The sequence below is a fragment of the Streptomyces sp. NPDC051211 genome (assembly GCF_040689505.1).
Taxonomy (GTDB): Bacteria; Actinomycetota; Actinomycetes; order Streptomycetales; family Streptomycetaceae; genus Streptomyces.
This window is the reverse complement of sequence record NZ_JBFBAV010000018.1, coordinates 55,704-72,287: the sequence shown is the minus strand read 5'-3', so window position 1 is coordinate 72,287 and position 16,584 is coordinate 55,704. Positions and strand designations below refer to the sequence as shown.

Below are 16,584 nucleotides of genomic sequence, written 5' to 3'. Positions count from 1 at the left end.
GCTCAGCCGATGGGCAGACGGACGATCATGCGGGTCTCGCCCGGCCGGGAACGCGCCGTGAGCGAGCCGTGGTGGCGCTGGGTCACGATCCGGTAGCTCAGGTGCAGCCCCAGACCAGTCCCCTTCCCCACGTCCTTGGTGGTGTAGAACGGTTCGAAGATGCGCGGGAGGGACTCCTCCGGGATGCCGCGGCCGGTGTCGGCGACCTCGACGACCATGCAGCCGCCCTCCGTGCGGGCACGCAGGGTGAGCACTCCGGCGCCTTCCATGGCCTCGGCCGCGTTGTCGACCAGGTTGGTCCACACCTGGTTCAACTCACTTGGATAGCCGGTCATTTCGGGTAGATCCGGCTCGTAGGCCCGCACGATGGTGATGCCGGCCAGCTTGGCCCGGAGCACGACGAGGGTGTTCTCCAGGCCGTCGGTGACCGCGAACCGCTGCTCGGGGGCCCGGTCGAGATTGGCGTAATCCCGGGTGGCCGCGACCAGTTGGGAGATCCGCGGGCCGGCCGCGCGCAGCTCTGCGGCGAGCGCCCGGGTCTCCAGCAGGGCCGCGAGATGGTCCAGGGCGGCGGGCCGGGCGGGTTCGCCCACGCCGGCCAGCCGGTCCCGCAGCCAGTCCAGTTCCAGCCCGAGGTCGGCGATGCCGGCACCGAGCAGTCCGGGCTGTTCGGCACCGGCCTCCTCGGCCCAGTCGGCGATCTCCTCCTCGGCGTCGGCCTGCGCGAGCGGATCGGTGGTGGCCGGCGGGGGCACCTTGTCCAGCTCGTCGGCCAGCCGGTCGAGTACGGGGCGTTCGGCGCCGCCGGCCGCCGCGCCCCAGGCCTGCGCGGTGCGGGTGAGCCGGTCCAGGGCCGGCCCGAGTTCCTGGGCGGCCCGGGCCACCGCCGCCGCCGGATTGTTCAGTTCGTGCGCCAGCCCGGCGGCCAGGGTGCCCAGGGCCTCCACGGTGGCCCGCTTGCGGGCCTGCACCTCGGAGGACTTGATCCGCCAGGCCAGCACCGGGATCAGCACGGCGGCCACCCCGTGGCAGCGGGTCAGCATCTCGAAGAAGGCCGGTTTCGAGTAGGCGACCACCGTGGTCGCCGGTCCGCTGGCGGCGGCGGTCGCCACGTAGTTGCCCTCGGTGAGCAGCGGCAGTTCCCCGGTGAACCGGTGGGCGGCGGCGGGTTTGCCGTCGTGTTCCTCGGCGGTCTCCTCCTCGGTGGAGTGGCGGGTGAGCACCTCCTCCCGGCCGTCCACCACCTTGGTGACCACCAGGCCGCCGGAGAGCAGCACGTGGAACTCCCGGGCCTCGTCCCCGTCCCGGAAGAGCACCGCCCCGTCGGGCAGCACCCGCGGTTCGGACACCGACACCAGCCAGTCCAGCTGGTCCTCGGTGAGTCCGGCGAAGACCTCCAGCCCGTGCAGGGCGGCCCGCAGTTCCCCGTCGGTCATTCCGTGCTCCCCTCGGCCCTGGTACGGGCGGCCAGCCGCAGGGTCGCCAGCAGCGCGAGCGCGCACATCGCGGCGACCGCGGCCATGAAGCCGACCGAGGTGCGGTGCAGTCCGTGGATGTTGGTGAGCAGTCCGGCGAGCACCGCGGGCACGCTCATCGCGAGATAGGCGAAGACGTAGACGGCGGCGGTGAGTTCGCCGCGGTGGGCGGGGTCGGCGAGCATGCTCAGGGCCCGGAAGGAGCCGAGGAAGGCGGCGCCCCAGCCGCTGCCGAGGACGGCGGTGGCCACCAGGAACACGGCGGCCGAGCCGAGGCCGAGGGCGAGCAGCACCAGGCCGAGTCCGGTGATCAGCCCGCACAGTCCGAGGACCGCCGTGCGCAGTGCCTCGGTGCGGCCGAGCGCCAGCTGGGCGGCGGTGGCCGCGCCGGCCAGCAGGGCCACGGTGGCGCCGCCGACCAGGTAGTTGGTGCTCTCCAGCAGGGACAGGGCCAGGTGCGGGCCGAGCGAGAGGTAGAAGCCGCCGACCGACCAGACGGCGATGATGGTGAGGACGAGGACGGCGAAGCGGCGGCGGACCGGTGCCGGCACGTGGATCCGGTGCGGGGTCAGCTTGAACCCGCCGGAGCGGCCGGCGCCGGGAGCGCTCTCCGGCATCCGCAGCACCCCCGCGAGGCAGAGGGCGAAGGCGGCGATCAGCAGCAGGTAGCTGAGCGAGGTCGGGGCGGGCGCGTACTGGACGAGGAGCCCCGCTCCGATACCGCCCAGTCCGATGCCGACGGTGGGCCCGGCGCTGTTGACCTGAGCGCCGAGCGCGGGCCGGTTCCGGGGGGCGAGTTCCAGCAGGGCGGCGCCCATCGCCCCGGTGGCCAGGCCCACCGCGAGGCCCTGGACGGCCCGGGCGGCGAGCAGCCAGCCCAGGCCCTGGGCGGCGGCGAACAGGCCCATGGACGCGATGGCCAGGATCAGGCCGGCGGCGAGGACCGGGCGCCGGCCGAGGGTGTCGGAGAGCGAGCCGAAGAGCAGCAGGCCGGCGAGCACGGTGACCGCGTACAGGGCGAAGACCACCGTGATCATGCCGGAGGAGAGGTCCCACCGGTCCTGGTAGAGGACGTAGAGGGCGGAGGGTACGGAGGAGGACAGCATCAGCAGGACCAGGACCGCCCCGACGACCCGGAAGCCGGAGCCTCCGGGTGCGGCGGCGGGCGTCGCTCGCGGAGCGGACGGTGGCACCGTGACTCCTGTGGTCGGCGTGCTGGTCGTGGGCTTCGAGGTGTTGCCTGCCACTGCTGTCACTCCCCCGTGGGACGGCGGTCAGGGCCGGTCAGGTCAGGGCCTGGGCCCGCGCGAGCGCGCGGGCGGTCAGGACGCCCGCGAGATGGCCGAGGTATTCGGCCGAGGTGCCGCGGCCGGGGACGAAGAGTTCCCGGGGTTCGGCGCGGAAGGCCGCGAGGACGGCCTCGGTGGTGTGGGCGGTGCCGCGGAGCCGGTCTTCGACCCCGGTGAGCCGCAGCGGGCGCTGGGTGGCGCCGGCGACGGCGATGCGCGGCCCGTCGGCGGTGATGCGTACCGCTGCCGCGCAGACCGGGTAGCGGGTGGCCCGGTCGGCGGTCTTTTCGAAGGCGGCGGCCGGGCCGGCGTCGGTCACCAGCAGGGCGGTGACCAGGGAGGCCGGCGGGGGTCCGGCGGCCGCGAACTCCTCGGCCGGCACGGTGGTCCGCCCGCCCGGTCCGGCCAGTTCGACCAGGGCGCCGGCGGCGACGGCGGCCACCGGCAGGTCGGTGGCCCGCCCGCCGGCGGCGAGGTTGCCGCCGACGGTGCCGAGGTTGCGGACCTGCGGGTCGCCGTTGGCGCGGGCGGCCGCCGCCAGTTCCGGTGCCACCGCCCGCACCCGGGGGTGGGCGGCGAGCTCGGCCAGGGTGGTCAGGGCGCCGATCCGGAGCCCTCCGCCGGCGGTGCCGGCGACCCCGCGGAGCTCGTCGAGCCGGCGTACGTCGACCAGCAGCCGGGCGGTGGCCGTGCCCTTGCGGAGCTCGGGCAGCAGGCTCTGGCCGCCGGCCAGCACGCGGATGCCCGTACCGCCGGAGAGGAGGGTGAGGGCCTCGTCCAGGCCGGCCGGCCGGACGTAGTCGAATGCGGTGAGGATCACCGGTCTCCTCCTTGCATGGTGCGCCAGACCTTCTCGGGGGTGACCGGCATGTCGATGTGCTGCACGCCGAGGTCGGACAGGGCGTCCACGACCGCGTTGACCACGGCCGCGGCGGGCGGCACGGTGGCGATCTCGCCGGCGCCCTTGGCGCCCAGCGGGTTGTGCGGGCTGGGCGTGACGGTCTTGCCGAGGGTGAAGAAGGGCGCGTCGGCGGCGCGCGGCAGGGCGTAGCCGGTGAGGTCGGCGGTGAGCAGCCGGCCGTCGGTGTCGTATTCGGCGGCTTCCATCAGGGCTTGGCCGAGGCCGTGCAGGATCGATCCCTCGATCTGGCCGAGGACGACCTTGGGGTTGCCGATGTTGCCCGCGTCGTCGACCGCCGTGTAGGCGACCACCTCGGTCTCGCCGGTGAGTTCGTCGATCTCGACGACCGCGACGTGGCTGCCGAAGGGGTAGTTGAAGTCCGGCGGGTCGAAGTGGGTGGTCTCGTCGAGGGCCGGTTCGATCTCCGGCGGCAGGCCCCAGCCGTACCACATGGACATGGCGAGTTCGGCGAAGGTCTTGGCGTTCTCCGGGTTGCCCTCCTCGAAGACCTTCCCGTCGGCGTACACGGCCTTCTCCTCGGGGATGCCGAGGAAGACGGCGCCGGCCCGGACCAGCTTGCTCTTGATCTTCCGGGCGGTGAGCGCGACGGCCGGCGCGGCCATGCTGTAGGAGCGGCTGCCGTAGGTGCCCTGGCCGTAGGGGGCCTTGAGGGTGTCGCCCTCGTAGACGTTCACGGTGGCCGGGTCGATGCCGAGCTCGGCGGCCGCGACCTGGGCGAAGACGGTGCCGTGGCTCTGGCCGGTGGAGGCGGAGCCGACGGTGACGGAGACCTCGCCGGTCGGGTGGACGCGGATGTTGGCGCTCTCCCAGGTGCCGCCGAGCATGCCTTCCTGGGACATCCGGGTGGACGGGCCGACCCCGCAGATCGCCACGTAGGTGGCGATGCCGACGCCCAGCCGCTTGCCGCGGGTGCGGGCCTCGGCCTTCCGGGCGGGCATGTCGGCGTATCCGGCGAGCTCCAGGGCCTTGTCGAAGTTCTCCGCGTAGTTGCCGGAGTCGTAGGTCCAGCCGAGCCCGTTGTCGTACGGGAACTTCTCGGCGGGGACCAGGTTCCGGCGGCGGACGGCGGCCGGGTCCATGCCGATCTCGGCGGCGTACCGGTCGACGAGGCGTTCCATCAGGAAGGCGGCCTCGGCGCGGCCGCTGCCCCGCTGGGCGCCGAGCGGGACGGTGTTGGTGAAGGCCGCGTAGACCTCGCAGAAGGCGGCGTCGATCTGGTACATGCCGCTGATGGAGCGGCCCATCAGGGCGGTCGCGACTCCGGGTCCGATGGTGGAGGGGTAGGCGCCGAGGTTGGCGTAGCTGGTGCAGCGGACGGCGGTGATGCGGCCGTCGCGGGTGCCGGCCAGGGTGACGTGCTGGCGGTGGTCGCGGCCCTGGACGGTGGAGTTCATCAGGCCGGTGCGGGTGTCCACCCACTTGACCGGGCGGCCGAGCGCCTTGGACAGCAGCAGGACCAGCGCCATGTCGGGGTAGAGGTAGCCCTTGGTGCCGAAGCTGCCGCCGACGGTCGGGGCGACCACCCGGAGCTTGTTGAAGGGGATCCCGAGGACCAGGGCGGACAGCAGGAAGCGGTGGTTGTGCGGGCCCTGGGTGGAGGCGTAGAGGGTGTACTCGCCGGTGGCCCGGTCGTAGTCGCCGACGGCGCCGCGCGGTTCGATGGGGCTGTTGATGGTGCGCTGGTTGACGAGGTCCAGCTCTACGGTGACCTCGGCGGCGGCCAGGGCGGCGTCGGTGCGCTCCTTGTCGCCGCAGGTCCAGTACGCGTTGAGGTTGCCGGGGACGGCTTGGTGGAGCTGCGGGGCGCCCTCGGCGAGGGCCTGGTCGGCCCGGGTGACCACGGGCAGCGGCTCGTAGTCCACGGTGATGGCGGCGAGCGCGGCGGCGGCCTGGCGCGGGGTCTCGGCGACGACCACGGCGATGGCGTCGCCGACGTGCCGGACGGTGTCGCCGGTGAGGACCGGGCGGGCGCCGGGCAGTCCGTACGGGTGGGGCGGGAAGTGGCTCTCCACCCCGCCGGGTATCCAGATGCAGGGCAGGGGCATGACATCGGTGAAGTCGGCCGCGGTGGCCACCTTCAGCACGCCCGGCATCTGTTCGGCGGCCTTGGTCTGGATGGACAGGATCCGGGCGTGCGCGACCTCGCTGCCCAGGATGGCCATGTGGGCGGTGCCGGGCAGGTCGATGTCCGCGATGTACGTGGCCTCGCCCCGCAGCAGCTGCGGGTCCTCACGGCTGTCCAGCGGCGCGCCGAGGACGCTCGCTTCCCCCGTCGGTGCGGTCATCGCTCACCCCTCCTGTCTCGCGGCGGCCTGCGCGGAGCAGGCGCGCTGCACCCCGCGGACGACGCTGTGGTAGCCGGTGCAGCGGCAGAGATTGCCGGTGAGCCACTCGCGGATCTCGGGCTCGGTGGGGGCGTCGGCGCCCCGGGCGGCCGCGTTGTCGACGAACTCGCCCAGCGCCATCACCATGCCGGGGGTGCAGAACCCGCACTGGGTGCCGTGCTCCTGGCGCAGGGCCTCCTGGAGGCCGGTGAGTTCACCGTCCGGTGTGGCGGAGACCCCCTCGATGGTGGTCACCTCGGAGCCGGCGGCGGAGGCGGTGAGGATCAGGCAGCTCTTGACGGAGGTGCCGTCGAGCCGGACGACGCAGGAGCCGCACTGGCCGGTGTCACAGCCGACCTTGGTACCGGTGAGGCCGAGCCCGTCCCGGAGCCGCTCGACGAGCAGTTCGTTGGGTTCGGCCGCGAACTGCCGGGGCAGTCCGTTGACGTTCAGCGTGAGATCCATTCCGTTGCCTGCGCTTCCGTGAGCGGCCGGTTGAAGAGCGGCCCGCCGGGCTGCTGGAGAATTCCACCGGAGTGCAGCGGGCCGGTGTCCACGGCGGCGAATCCGAGGTCCTTGATGATTCCCGCCACGATTTCCTTCGCCTTCTCGTCGTCGCCCGCCGTGTAATGGGCGAGGCGGTCACCGGGTGCGGTGCCGGCGAAGGCAAGTGTTTCGAAGTGCATGGTGTTCAGGGATTTCACCAGCCGCGCGCCCGGATACCAGTCGGCGACGATTTCGCTGGAACTCCGGCCGCCCAGGTCCCGGGGCTCGCCGCGGCCGCTGAACGCGTTCATGGCGTCGATCAGGACCTTGTCACGGACGGCGTCCTGCGGCAGCAGCCCTCGGGCGCTGTCGAAGGGCACCATCAGCACCAGGAGGTCGGCCCGCTCCGCCGCCTCGGCGACGGTCGCGGCCTGCGCGGCGGAGCCCAGTTCGGCCAGCAGCGGGCCGAGGGTGTGCGGGCCGCTCGCGTTGGCGAGGACCACCCGGTGGCCTGCGGCCACCAGGATGCGGGCCAGGGTGGATCCGATCCGCCCGGTGCCGATGATGCCCGTGATCATGACTCTCCTCTGAAGGTCCGGTCAGTCGAGGCCGATCCAGACCGACTTGGTCTGGGTGTAGCTCTCCAGCGACTCGGGGCCGCATTCGCGGCCGAAGCCGGAGGCCTTGTAGCCGCCGTACGGCACGGAGGGGTCGTACTGGTTGTAGCAGTTGACCCAGACCGTGCCGGCCTTGATCTGCGCCGCCACCCGGTGGGCGCGCCGCAGGTCCTTGGTGTGGACGCCGGCGGCGAGGCCGTACGCGCTGTCGTTGGCGATGCGCACGGCGTCCTCCTCGGTGTCGAAGGGGATGATGGACAGCACCGGGCCGAAGATCTCCTCCTGGGCGATCCGCATCCCGTTGTCGACGCCGGTGAAGATCGTCGGCAGGAAGTACAGGCCTTCCGAGGACGCGCCCTCCGGGGTCCAGCCGGTGCCGCCGATCCGCAGGTTGGCGCCTTCCTTCTCGCCGATCTCGATGTACGAGCTGACCTTGTCGAACTGGCCGCGGTGGGCGAGCGGCCCGAACAGGGTGGCCGGATCGCGCGGGTCGCCGGGCTTGAGCGCGGCGGCCCGCCGGACCAGCCGTTCGACGAGTTCGTCGTGGATCGGGCGCTGGAGCAGCAGGCGGGAGCCGGCCGTGCAGATCTCGCCCTTGTTGTAGTAGATGCCGAAGAAGGCCAGTTCCTCGGCGGCGTCCAGATCGGCGTCGGCGAAGACGATGTTGGCGGACTTGCCGCCGAGTTCCATCGTGACCTTCTTGAGGGTGCCGGCGGCCTTGCGGATGATGGACTGGCCGACGGCGGTGGAACCGGTGAAAGCGATCTTGTCGATACCGGGGTGGCCGGTGAGGGTCTCACCCAGTTCCACGCCCGGACCGGTGACCACGTTCAACACGCCGTCCGGGATTTCCGCCTCCTGGAACAGCTCGGCGATCTTCAGGGCGGTCAGCGGGGTGGCCGGGGAGGGCTTGTGCACCACGGTGTTGCCCGCGGCGAGCGCCGGAGCGATCTTCGTCATGGACAGCAGCAGCGGGAAGTTGAACGGGGTGATCGCGCAGACCACGCCGAGCGGTTCCCGCAGCGTGTACGCGAGCTGCCCGCCGGCCGGGGCCCGGGAGGACCCGTCGACGCGGGTGACGGCACCGGCGTAGTAGTGCATGAGCTGCGCGGCCATCGGGGCGTCGACCGTGCTGGAGAACGCGAACGGCTTGCCCATGTCCACGGTCTCCAGCAGGGCGATCTCCTCCAGGTCCCGCTCGATGAGCTCACCGACCCGGTTCAGCCGAAGGGCGCGTTCCTGGGCGGACAGTCTGCTCCAGGGACCCTCTTCGTAGGCCGCTCGCGCCGCCGCCACCGCGGCGTCGGCGTCGGCCGCGGCGGCCTGGGCCACCGGCACGATCTCCTGTCCGTCGACGGGGCTGATGTCCGGCTCCGTCCGGCCGTCCCGGGCCGGGACCCAGGTGCCGTTGATGAACAGCTTTCCGGGGTTGGCCAGGGGCTGGTCGCTGAGCGCGCGCTTGGTCATGGCTGCCTTCCGGTGTCGGGGTGCGGGGCCGTCTAGCCCTGCGCGAGCTGCCGTAAGAAGGTCTCGGCGAGAGCCTTCGAGGAGTACGGGTTCTGGCCGGTGGTCAGCCTGCGGTCGACCACCACGTGCGAGTCCCAGATCGCTTCGGCCTTCTCGTACCGGGCGCCGAGCCGGGTGAGCTCGACCTCCAGGATCAGCGGGAGCCGGCCGGCCATGTTGGTGACGAGCTCCTCGCTGTGCGAGAAGGCGGTCATCCGGTAGCCCTCGAAGGGCCAGCGGCCCTCGCCGTCGCGCAGCGCGAGCAGGGAGGTGTGGCCGTGGCAGACCGTGGCGAGCGGCTTGTCCTGGGCGATGGCCCAGCGCAGCAGCTGCGCCAGCTCGTCGGACTTGGGCAGGTCGCCGATGGCGCCGTGGCCGCCGCTGATGTAGATGCCGTCGTAGCCGGCGATGTCCTTCTCCCCCAGGGATTCCAGGGCGATGGGGTTCTTCAGCTGCGGGGTGGACCCGATGACCTCGACGTACTCGGCCGCGGCCGCCTCGTCGGTGTTCTCGGAGCCCTGCGGGCGCACCCACTGGAGGAACTGGGGGTCGATGCTGGTCTGGTCGACGGTGGGAGCCCGGCCGCCGATCGTCGCCACGTCGACGGTGTGTCCGGCGGCGCGGAAGATCTGATAGGGGACCACGAATTCCTCGGCCCAGAATCCCGAGGGGTGCAGCTCCCCGTCCAGCAGATGGAGCGTGGCCTTGGCCGTCATGACGACGAGAATCTTCATGACTGATCTCCTTGTTCTGGATTCGCTGCCGATTCAACACGCCCGCTGTCAGAGGGCGTAAGGGGATGACGTCAGGCACGCGATACTTCGTCACGTGCGTCCATGGCGATGTCGAGCGCCGAGATGATGGTGCGGAATTCACCGACCAGCGGATGGTCGGGGTGGGCGTCGGCGAATATGCGTTCGCCGTAGAGGGCGGCCATTTCCGGCACGTACGGCAGGATTCCGGCCAGCGGCGCGCCGTAGACCTCCTCGGCCCGGCGGCGGACCGGTGCCCGCTCCATGCCTTCGGGGGCCATGCTCATCACCAGGGCCCGCCGGCAGGCGAGCCGCCCGGCCAGGGCGATGGTCTCCTCGACCCCGGAGAGGTCGATCCGGTCCGCCCGGACCAGCAGCACCAGGATGTCGGCGCTGGCCATGGCGGTCACCGACTCGTTGTTGAGTCCGGCGTGCGTGTCGACCAGCAGCAGGTCCAGGTCGTACCGGTCGGCGAGCCGGTCGAAGCCCTCCGGCAGCAGCCCCACGTCGTACCCGGTCGCCATGATCTCGCGCAGCGCCGTGGTGCCGGTCCGGGCCGGTACGACGTACAGCCCGGGCCGGGCCACCGGATGGGCCGCGGCCTCGATCTCGCAGCGGCCGAGCAGGTAGTCGGTGAGCGACCCGCCGCCCGGCGGCAGCCGGAACAGCAGGTCCAGGGTGGGCGACTGGATGTCGGTGTCGACCACCCCGACCCGGCGTCCCTCGTCCGCGAGCAGCAGCGCGAGGTTGGCCAGGACCGTGGACTTTCCCGTGCCGCCGCGGTGGGAGTGCACCACGATGGTCCGGGTCATCAGGCCACCACCCGGTAGCCGGCACCGTCCGCGTGCGGCCCCCGCGCCGCGCGTGGCCGGTGCAGGGCCAGCATGGTGACGTCGTCGTGCTGTTCGGCGGAACCGGTGTGCTCGCGCACCGCCGAGTCCATCCGGTCGAGCAGGTCCCTGCCGCTGCGCGGCGGCCCGGTGTGGTCGCCGACGAGAAGGTCGACGATCCGGTCGTCGCCGAGGAACCGGCCGTCCGGGCAGCGCGCCTCCGGAACCCCGTCGGTGAAGACGAACAGGGTGTCCCCGGGGTCGAGCTGGGCGTATCCGAGGGTGTAGACGCAGTCGGGCAGCACGCCGACGGCGGGCCCGGTGACGTCCAGGGCCACGGGACTTCCGCCGTTCGCGCTGAGCAGCAGTGGCGGGTTGTGGCCCCCGTTGATGTAGACGAGGCTTCCGGTGAGCGGGTCGAGCACGCCGAAGAACAGGGTGGCGAAGTAGCCCTGCCGCAGGTGGTTGCGGGTGAGGTAGCCGTTGGTGGCGGTGACCGCGTTGAGCAGCGGGGTGGCACCGACGACGGGGATCCGGGCGCCGGACCGGCCGGCCGCCACCAGGTGCTGGAGGCCGCTGTTCTCGGCGGTGTGGCGGAGCAGGGAGCGGATGAGGGCCATGAAGAGGGCCGCGCCGACCCCTTTGTCGCAGACGTCGGCGACGACCACGGCGAGCCGGCGGCGGTGGACCAGTTCGAACACGTCGTAGAAGTCCCCGGCGACCTGGCGGGCCGGGCGGAAGCGGACGTCGATCTCCCAGCCGTCGGGGACCGGCAGCGCCTCCGGGAGGAAGCCGGCCTGGATCTCCCGGCCGATCTCCAGTTCCTTCTCGTAGCCCATGAGTTCCGCGCGGGCGTCGGCCTCGCGCAGGGTGCGGCCCAGTTCGGCCCGTTCGGAGCAGCTGTGCAGGCGGGCGCCGACCAGGGCCGGCAGGAACGGCGGTACCAGGTAGTCGTGGCCGAGGCGGACGTGCTCCTCCAGGGCGGCGAAGCGGTCCACGGTCCAGACGACCACGATGGGTGCCCCGGCCCAGCGGCGCAGCCGCCGGACGGCCATGCGGACCGACTCCCCCGGCACCTCGGCCGGCGCGAGCAGCACGTCGGCGACCGGCAGCAGGTCCTGCGGGCCGGAGAGCAGCTCCTGCAGGGTGTGGACCACCAGCTCCGCGTCCATGGTCCGGAGCGCCGCCAGCAGGCTGTCCGGAGGGGGCGGGTGGTCGTTGAGGATGATCACGGTTGTGGAGGGCATGGGTCCGTCCCCTCAGCCTTCACGGTCAGTGTGCTGATGTTCCGGCCGTCGTGCCGTACGTAGCTGAACTCGTCGACGCTGGTGAGGGCGAGGTGGATGCCGAGGCCGCCGATCCGCCGCTGTTCCGGCGGGAGTTCGGTGGCGGGCGGCAGGCAGCCGGCCACCGGGTCGAACTCCGGGGCGCTGTCCTCGACGACGATCCTTGCCCGGCCGGGGCCGGAGCGGCCGCGGACGGTGATCCGTCCGTCGCCGCCCCGGTACCCGTGCATCACGATGTTGGTGGCCAGCTCGTCCACGGCGAGCCGGAGCCGGTAGGCCGCCCGCCGGTCCAGCCCGGCCCGTCCCGCCACCGCCTGCACGAAGGAGGCGATGGCGGCGAGCGAGCCGAAGCTGGCCGGTACCTGGAGCTCGCCGGCGGCCGGTTCGGTCAGCGGGGTCCTGGCCTTGCGGGGTGGGTGGCTCTCACTCATCGGAGAGCACGATGCTCCGGTCCAGGCCCGCGGTGCGGATGGTGCGGGCGACCGGCTCGCTGGCGCCGGTCACCTTGATCGTGACGTTGTTCGCGACCTTCTGCTGGGCGAAGACCAGCGAGCGCAGTCCGGCGCTGGCCATGTAGCCGACCCCGGCCATCTTGATCTCGACCGTGGTGGTGCCGTGTCCGGCGGCCTTCTCGATGGTCTGGTGGAAGTCCGGCGCGGTGCTGGCGTCCAGCTCGCCCTTCAGCTCGATGACGGTGGTGTCGCCCTCGATGCTCAGGGACACGGAAAGCGGCATGTCAGTCTCCTTCGTTGGTGCGGCCCACGAGGATCACCACTGAGCGCGGGCCGATCAGGTACTTGCCGGCGTTGTCCAGTTCGGGCTCCGTGCCGGGGGTGCGGATGTCGTACGGCGCCTCGGCCCCGGTGTCGGCGAACAGGTGCCAGGTCCGCCGCCCCGGCAGCGCGGGCAGCTCCAGGTCGTGCGCCTCCCAGTGCGAGTTCATGGCCACGTACACCACGTCGTCGTCCCCGGGTCCGCAGCGGGCCACCGCCAGCAGCCGGCTGTCCGGCGACCAGTCGGGCTGCCAGGCCCGTTCCCCGTGCCAGCTGATGTCGGGCAGGCCCAGGTCGGGCCGGACCGCGCCGGTGGGGTGCTCGGTGGAGCGGAGCTCCCGGTGGCGCATGCGGAAGGCGATCATCTGCTGGGTGAAGTTCAGGAGTTCCGCGCTGGATTCGACCTGGTCCCAGTCGAACCAGGAGAGCTCGTTGTCCTGGCAGTAGGTGTTGTTGTTGCCCTGCTGGGTGCGGCCGACCTCGTCCCCGGACAGGAGCATCGGGATGCCCTGGCTGGTGAGGAGGATGGCCAGGGCGTTCTTCATCTGCCGCAGCCGCAGCCGGTTGATCTCCGGGTCCTCGGTGGGTCCCTCGGCCCCGCAGTTCCAGCTGTTGTTGTCGTTGGCCCCGTCGTTGTTGTTCTCGCCGTTGGCCTCGTTGTGCTTGTCGTTGTACGAGACCAGGTCGGCGAGGGTGAAGCCGTCGTGCGCCGTCAGGAAGTTGACGGAGGCGGCGGGTCCGCGGCCGGTGTACAGGTCGGGCGAGCCGGCGAGGCGGGTGGCGAGCTCCCCGGTGACGCCCGCGTCGCCCTTGATGAAGCGGCGTACTGTGTCGCGGTACTTGCCGTTCCATTCGGCCCAGCGGCCGTACGCCGGGAAGTTGCCGACCTCGTAGAGCCCGGCCGCGTCCCAGGCCTCGGCGATGAGCTTGGTGTGCCGCAGGACGGGGTCGAAGGCGAGCAGTTCCAGCAGCGGCGGGTTGGGCAGCGGGGTGCCGTCCAGGGCCCGGCCGAGGATGGCCGCGAGGTCGAAGCGGAAGCCGTCGATGTGGTAGTCGGCGACCCAGTGGCGCAGGCAGTCCAGTACGTAGTTGCGGACCACGGGGTGGTTGCAGTTGACCGTGTTGCCGGTGCCGCTGAAGTTGAAGTAGTACCCCTCCGGGGTGAGCATGTAGTACGTGGCGTTGTCGAGGCCCTTGAAGCTGATGGTCGGGCCCATCTCGTTGCCCTCGGCGGTGTGGTTGAACACCACGTCGAGGATGACCTCGATGCCGGCCGCGTGCAGCTCCTTGATCAGGGTGCGGAACTCGTCGCCCTGCATGCCGTAGCGTCCGGTGGCCGCGTAGCCGGCCTTGGGCGCGAAGAACGAGACGGTGTTGTAGCCCCAGTAGTCGTAGAGCTTCTCGCCGGTCTCCGGGTTGCTGCGCGGGTTGTCGCTCTCGTCGAACTCGAACACGGGCAGCAGCTCGATGCAGTTCACCCCGAGCTCCTTCAGGTACGGGATCTTCTCCCGCAGGCCCGCGAAGGTGCCGGGGGCGGTGACGCCCGAGTTGGGGTGCCTCGTGAACCCGCGGACGTGGGCCTCGTACACGACGAGGTCCTCGGCGGGGATCCGCAGCGGCGTGTCGTCGCCCCAGTCGAAGTCCTGCAGGCAGACCCGCGACCGGTACTGGTAACCGCGGCTGTAGTCCGGCGGTACGCCCCACACGTCGCGGCCGGCGATCAGCCGGGCGTAGGGGTCGGAGAGGACCTGGCGGGCGTCGAAGCGGTGGCCGACGACCGGGTCGAAGGGCCCGTCCGCGCGGTAGCCGTACTCGATGTTCTCGTGGTCGAGGCCGAAGACGGTCATGGCGAAGACGCTGCCCATGCGGAATTCGTCGGGGAACTCCAGCTCGGCCATCGGCTCGGGCTCTCCGCGCTTGTAGATGACCAGGGTCATGGAGGTGGCCTGGTCGGAGAAGACGGAGAAGCTGACTCCGCCGGGGACCACGTTGGCCCCGAACGGGAACGGTTTGCCGGCGCGGACGCGGTACCCGCCCACCTCGTGGGTCGGGTACGCGTCGACGCGCAGGACCTGCTCGCTGTGGGCTTCGGTCATCGGGCTGCCCTGGCCGTGGCCTTGGCCTTGGCGTTGGCGTTGGCCTTGGCGTTGGCGGCCGCGGCCTCGCCGGTTTCGAAGAAGTCGAGGAAGCCGGTGGCCGACATGACGAACCGGACTTCCTCGCTCACCCCGTAGAGGGTGACGGCGACCCCGGCGTGCTGGGCCTCGCGGTAGACCACGAGCAGGGTCCGCAGGCCGGCGCTGGAGACGTAGGTGACGGCGGTGAGGTCGATCTTCAGCGGCCGGCCCTCGCGGACCAGCGGCAGCAGGGCCTCCAGCAGGGAGCCGGAGGTCTCGCTGTTGATCTCACCGGTGGCGACGAGCACGGTGCCCGTCTTGTTCCGGCGTTCCTTGACGTTGAGAGTCATCTTGTTTCCCCTCTTTCCGGGGCGCCCCCGTTGGCGCTACTTGGTCTCCGGCCGCAGCCGGACCTTGACCTTGACCCGGCCCTGGACGTCGGGCAGCCGGACGGTGAGGCCGGCGGCGTCGAACTCCGTCCACGGCTTCTCGTCGATCTCGACGGACGCGATCGTCACCGAGCCCGCGGGCAGCAGGTCGGGCGAGACGCGCAGGACGCGGTCGGGCAGGTCGGTCGGGTCGGGCTTGAAGTGGAAGTCCATCTCCCGGCCGTTGATGAGCAGGTTGTTGTAGACGGCGGCGAGGTAGCACAGCTCCGCCGAGTGGTACATGGACATCGAGTGGCTGCCCTTGAGCCGCTCGGTGCCGAGCAGGTACGGCGTGCCGCTGGCGAGCACGTTGAAGTAGACGGCTCCCTCGTCGTGGTCGAGGAAGAAGGTGTTGTAGAAGGCCTCCGCCTGGCGGGCCTCCTTGCGGAAGTCCTCGCCGCCGAGGGTGCCGTGCAGGATGAGGTAGGCGAGGATCGCCTGCTCCTGCTGCCACCAGGCCTTGCGGTCGTGCCAGGCGAAACGATACGTCTCCTCGTCGCCGGACTTGATCCGCTCGACCACGTCGTACCAGCCGCCGCGCTGCCGGTCGCTGCCGACCTCCGGCATGATCTCGCCGATCTTGCGGGCGAGCTCCTCGTAGGCCGGCTTGGCCTTGAGGGAGTTCATCCGCAGCAGGTTCCAGGCGATCTTCAGGTTGTGGCCGACCACCGCACGGTTCTGCTGCCAGCTGTGCGCGGTGTCGTGCGACCAGTCGCGGAAGAAGCGCTCCTGGACGAACGGGCTGTTCTTGTAGTCCGGGAACTTGTCGGCGATGGTGTCGAAGGTGTACTCGAGGAAGTCGGCGTAGCGCTGCTCGCCGGTCGCCAGGTACAGGTTGATCAGGTAGGCGGGCGCGTGGTCGCCGACCGAGTTCCAGTTCTTCCGCTCGGCGTTCTCGCCCAGCGACTCGTGGTCCGCGCTGAACAGGATCGGGTCGATGTGCGAGTAGTAGCCGCCCTGCTCCTCGTCCTTGAAGAACTTGTCGAACAGCCGGATGGTGGCGTCCGCGTCGTTCTTGATCCGGATGTCACCGGTGACCCGGTAGGTCTGGATCGGGCCGGCGAGCGCGTAGATCTGCTCGTACATCGGGATCGCGTCGTAGTCGTCAGAGAACTCCGAGGTGAACAGCTTGCGTTCGGTGTCCCCGTCCACGCTGACGCCGTGGTACCAGAAGACCACGTCCTCCTCGCTGTCCACGACCCGCATGTGCTTGCGCAGGTACTCGGTGCCGCGCTCGGCGACCTCCAGGTACTCGTCCTTGCCGGTCAGCAGGTAGGCCGATGCCATGCCGTACACCAGCCGGGAGATCGTGTCGGTCTCCTGGACGTGGCTGGCGGTCTTGTCGCCGCCGAGCCGGATCTCGGTCCGGTACTCGGTGAAGTCGACCGGGCCGTCGCCGAACTGGGCCTTGCGGTAGAAGGAGGCCAGGGACTCGATCTGCTTGACCCACCAGCCGGCCTCCTCGAACCGGTAGTCCTCGGCACCGCGGCCCAGGAACACCAGCCGCTTGGCCTCGAACCGGCCGCCCTTCTCCGGGTAGTGGACGCCGTACGCGAAGAGGAACCGCCCGGGCGAGAGCATCTCGTCGAGGTGGCCGGACGCGTCGATGTACGGCTCGTCGAGGTTGCGGACCAGCTCGGCGCTGGGCCCGGAGGCGAGCGAGAGGTCGAACTCGCGGCCGTCGGCGGTCTTCAGCCGCAGCAGCCGGGACTCGGAGTCGAAGCGGCCGACGTAGCCCGCGATGGTGTCGGAGAAGGAGAAGCTCACGGCGTCCGCCAT

Annotated in this window: 15 protein-coding genes; all 15 read right to left on the bottom strand. The window is 71.2% G+C overall.

The window, feature by feature from the left end:
* Window positions 1-2: 2 nt before the first annotated feature.
* Window positions 3-1,436 carry an ATP-binding protein gene (locus AB0447_RS19605; RefSeq protein ID WP_366477948.1) on the bottom strand — a complete coding sequence of 478 codons (1,434 nt, stop codon included), beginning with the start codon at window positions 1,434-1,436 and terminating at the stop codon, window positions 3-5.
* The gene (locus AB0447_RS19600; protein WP_366477947.1) at window positions 1,433-2,722 is read right to left on the bottom strand and encodes an MFS transporter; all 1,290 of its coding nucleotides are present in this window, start codon (window positions 2,720-2,722) and stop codon (window positions 1,433-1,435) included. Before AB0447_RS19600 ends, AB0447_RS19605 begins: the two co-directional genes overlap by 4 nt.
* 37 nt (window positions 2,723-2,759) lie before the next feature.
* Window positions 2,760-3,584: an FAD binding domain-containing protein gene (locus AB0447_RS19595; protein WP_366477946.1), complete on the bottom strand. Its 825-nt coding sequence runs from the start codon at window positions 3,582-3,584 to the stop codon at window positions 2,760-2,762.
* Window positions 3,581-5,971 (bottom strand): xanthine dehydrogenase family protein molybdopterin-binding subunit, encoded by a 2,391-nt coding sequence (locus AB0447_RS19590; RefSeq protein WP_366477945.1) that lies wholly within the window; start codon window positions 5,969-5,971, stop codon window positions 3,581-3,583. Before AB0447_RS19590 ends, AB0447_RS19595 begins: the two co-directional genes overlap by 4 nt.
* A gap of 3 nt (window positions 5,972-5,974) precedes the next feature.
* Complete coding sequence (locus tag AB0447_RS19585) at window positions 5,975-6,475, bottom strand: (2Fe-2S)-binding protein (RefSeq protein ID WP_366477944.1); 501 nt, start codon at window positions 6,473-6,475, stop codon at window positions 5,975-5,977.
* Window positions 6,460-7,074 (bottom strand): NAD(P)-binding domain-containing protein, encoded by a 615-nt coding sequence (locus tag AB0447_RS19580; protein WP_366477943.1) that lies wholly within the window; start codon window positions 7,072-7,074, stop codon window positions 6,460-6,462. Before AB0447_RS19580 ends, AB0447_RS19585 begins: the two co-directional genes overlap by 16 nt.
* A 21-nt stretch (window positions 7,075-7,095) precedes the next feature.
* A complete protein-coding gene (locus AB0447_RS19575; RefSeq protein WP_366477941.1) occupies window positions 7,096-8,580 on the bottom strand; it encodes an aldehyde dehydrogenase family protein in 1,485 nt (494 codons plus the stop codon).
* A 32-nt stretch (window positions 8,581-8,612) separates the two neighbouring features.
* Entirely contained in the window at window positions 8,613-9,353 is a 741-nt protein-coding gene (locus AB0447_RS19570; RefSeq protein WP_366477940.1) for a type 1 glutamine amidotransferase domain-containing protein, read from the bottom strand.
* Between the two features lie 71 nt (window positions 9,354-9,424).
* Window positions 9,425-10,183 (bottom strand): MinD/ParA family protein, encoded by a 759-nt coding sequence (locus AB0447_RS19565; protein WP_366477939.1) that lies wholly within the window; start codon window positions 10,181-10,183, stop codon window positions 9,425-9,427.
* Window positions 10,183-11,448, bottom strand: coding sequence for a PP2C family protein-serine/threonine phosphatase (locus tag AB0447_RS19560; RefSeq protein WP_366477938.1), 1,266 nt, complete (start codon window positions 11,446-11,448; stop codon window positions 10,183-10,185). The genes AB0447_RS19565 and AB0447_RS19560 overlap by 1 nt, the downstream gene beginning before the upstream one ends.
* Window positions 11,430-11,918 carry an ATP-binding protein gene (locus AB0447_RS19555; RefSeq protein WP_366477937.1) on the bottom strand — a complete coding sequence of 163 codons (489 nt, stop codon included), beginning with the start codon at window positions 11,916-11,918 and terminating at the stop codon, window positions 11,430-11,432. The genes AB0447_RS19560 and AB0447_RS19555 overlap by 19 nt, the downstream gene beginning before the upstream one ends.
* Window positions 11,911-12,222: an STAS domain-containing protein gene (locus AB0447_RS19550; RefSeq protein WP_366477936.1), complete on the bottom strand. Its 312-nt coding sequence runs from the start codon at window positions 12,220-12,222 to the stop codon at window positions 11,911-11,913. Before AB0447_RS19550 ends, AB0447_RS19555 begins: the two co-directional genes overlap by 8 nt.
* 1 nt (window position 12,223) lies before the next feature.
* Window positions 12,224-14,356, bottom strand: a complete 2,133-nt coding sequence (gene glgX, locus AB0447_RS19545; protein WP_366477935.1) for a glycogen debranching protein GlgX — start codon at window positions 14,354-14,356, stop codon at window positions 12,224-12,226.
* A complete protein-coding gene (locus tag AB0447_RS19540; protein ID WP_366477934.1) occupies window positions 14,353-14,727 on the bottom strand; it encodes an STAS domain-containing protein in 375 nt (124 codons plus the stop codon). The genes glgX and AB0447_RS19540 overlap by 4 nt, the downstream gene beginning before the upstream one ends.
* 36 nt (window positions 14,728-14,763) lie before the next feature.
* Window positions 14,764-16,584, bottom strand: a complete 1,821-nt coding sequence (locus tag AB0447_RS19535; RefSeq protein WP_366477933.1) for an AGE family epimerase/isomerase — start codon at window positions 16,582-16,584, stop codon at window positions 14,764-14,766.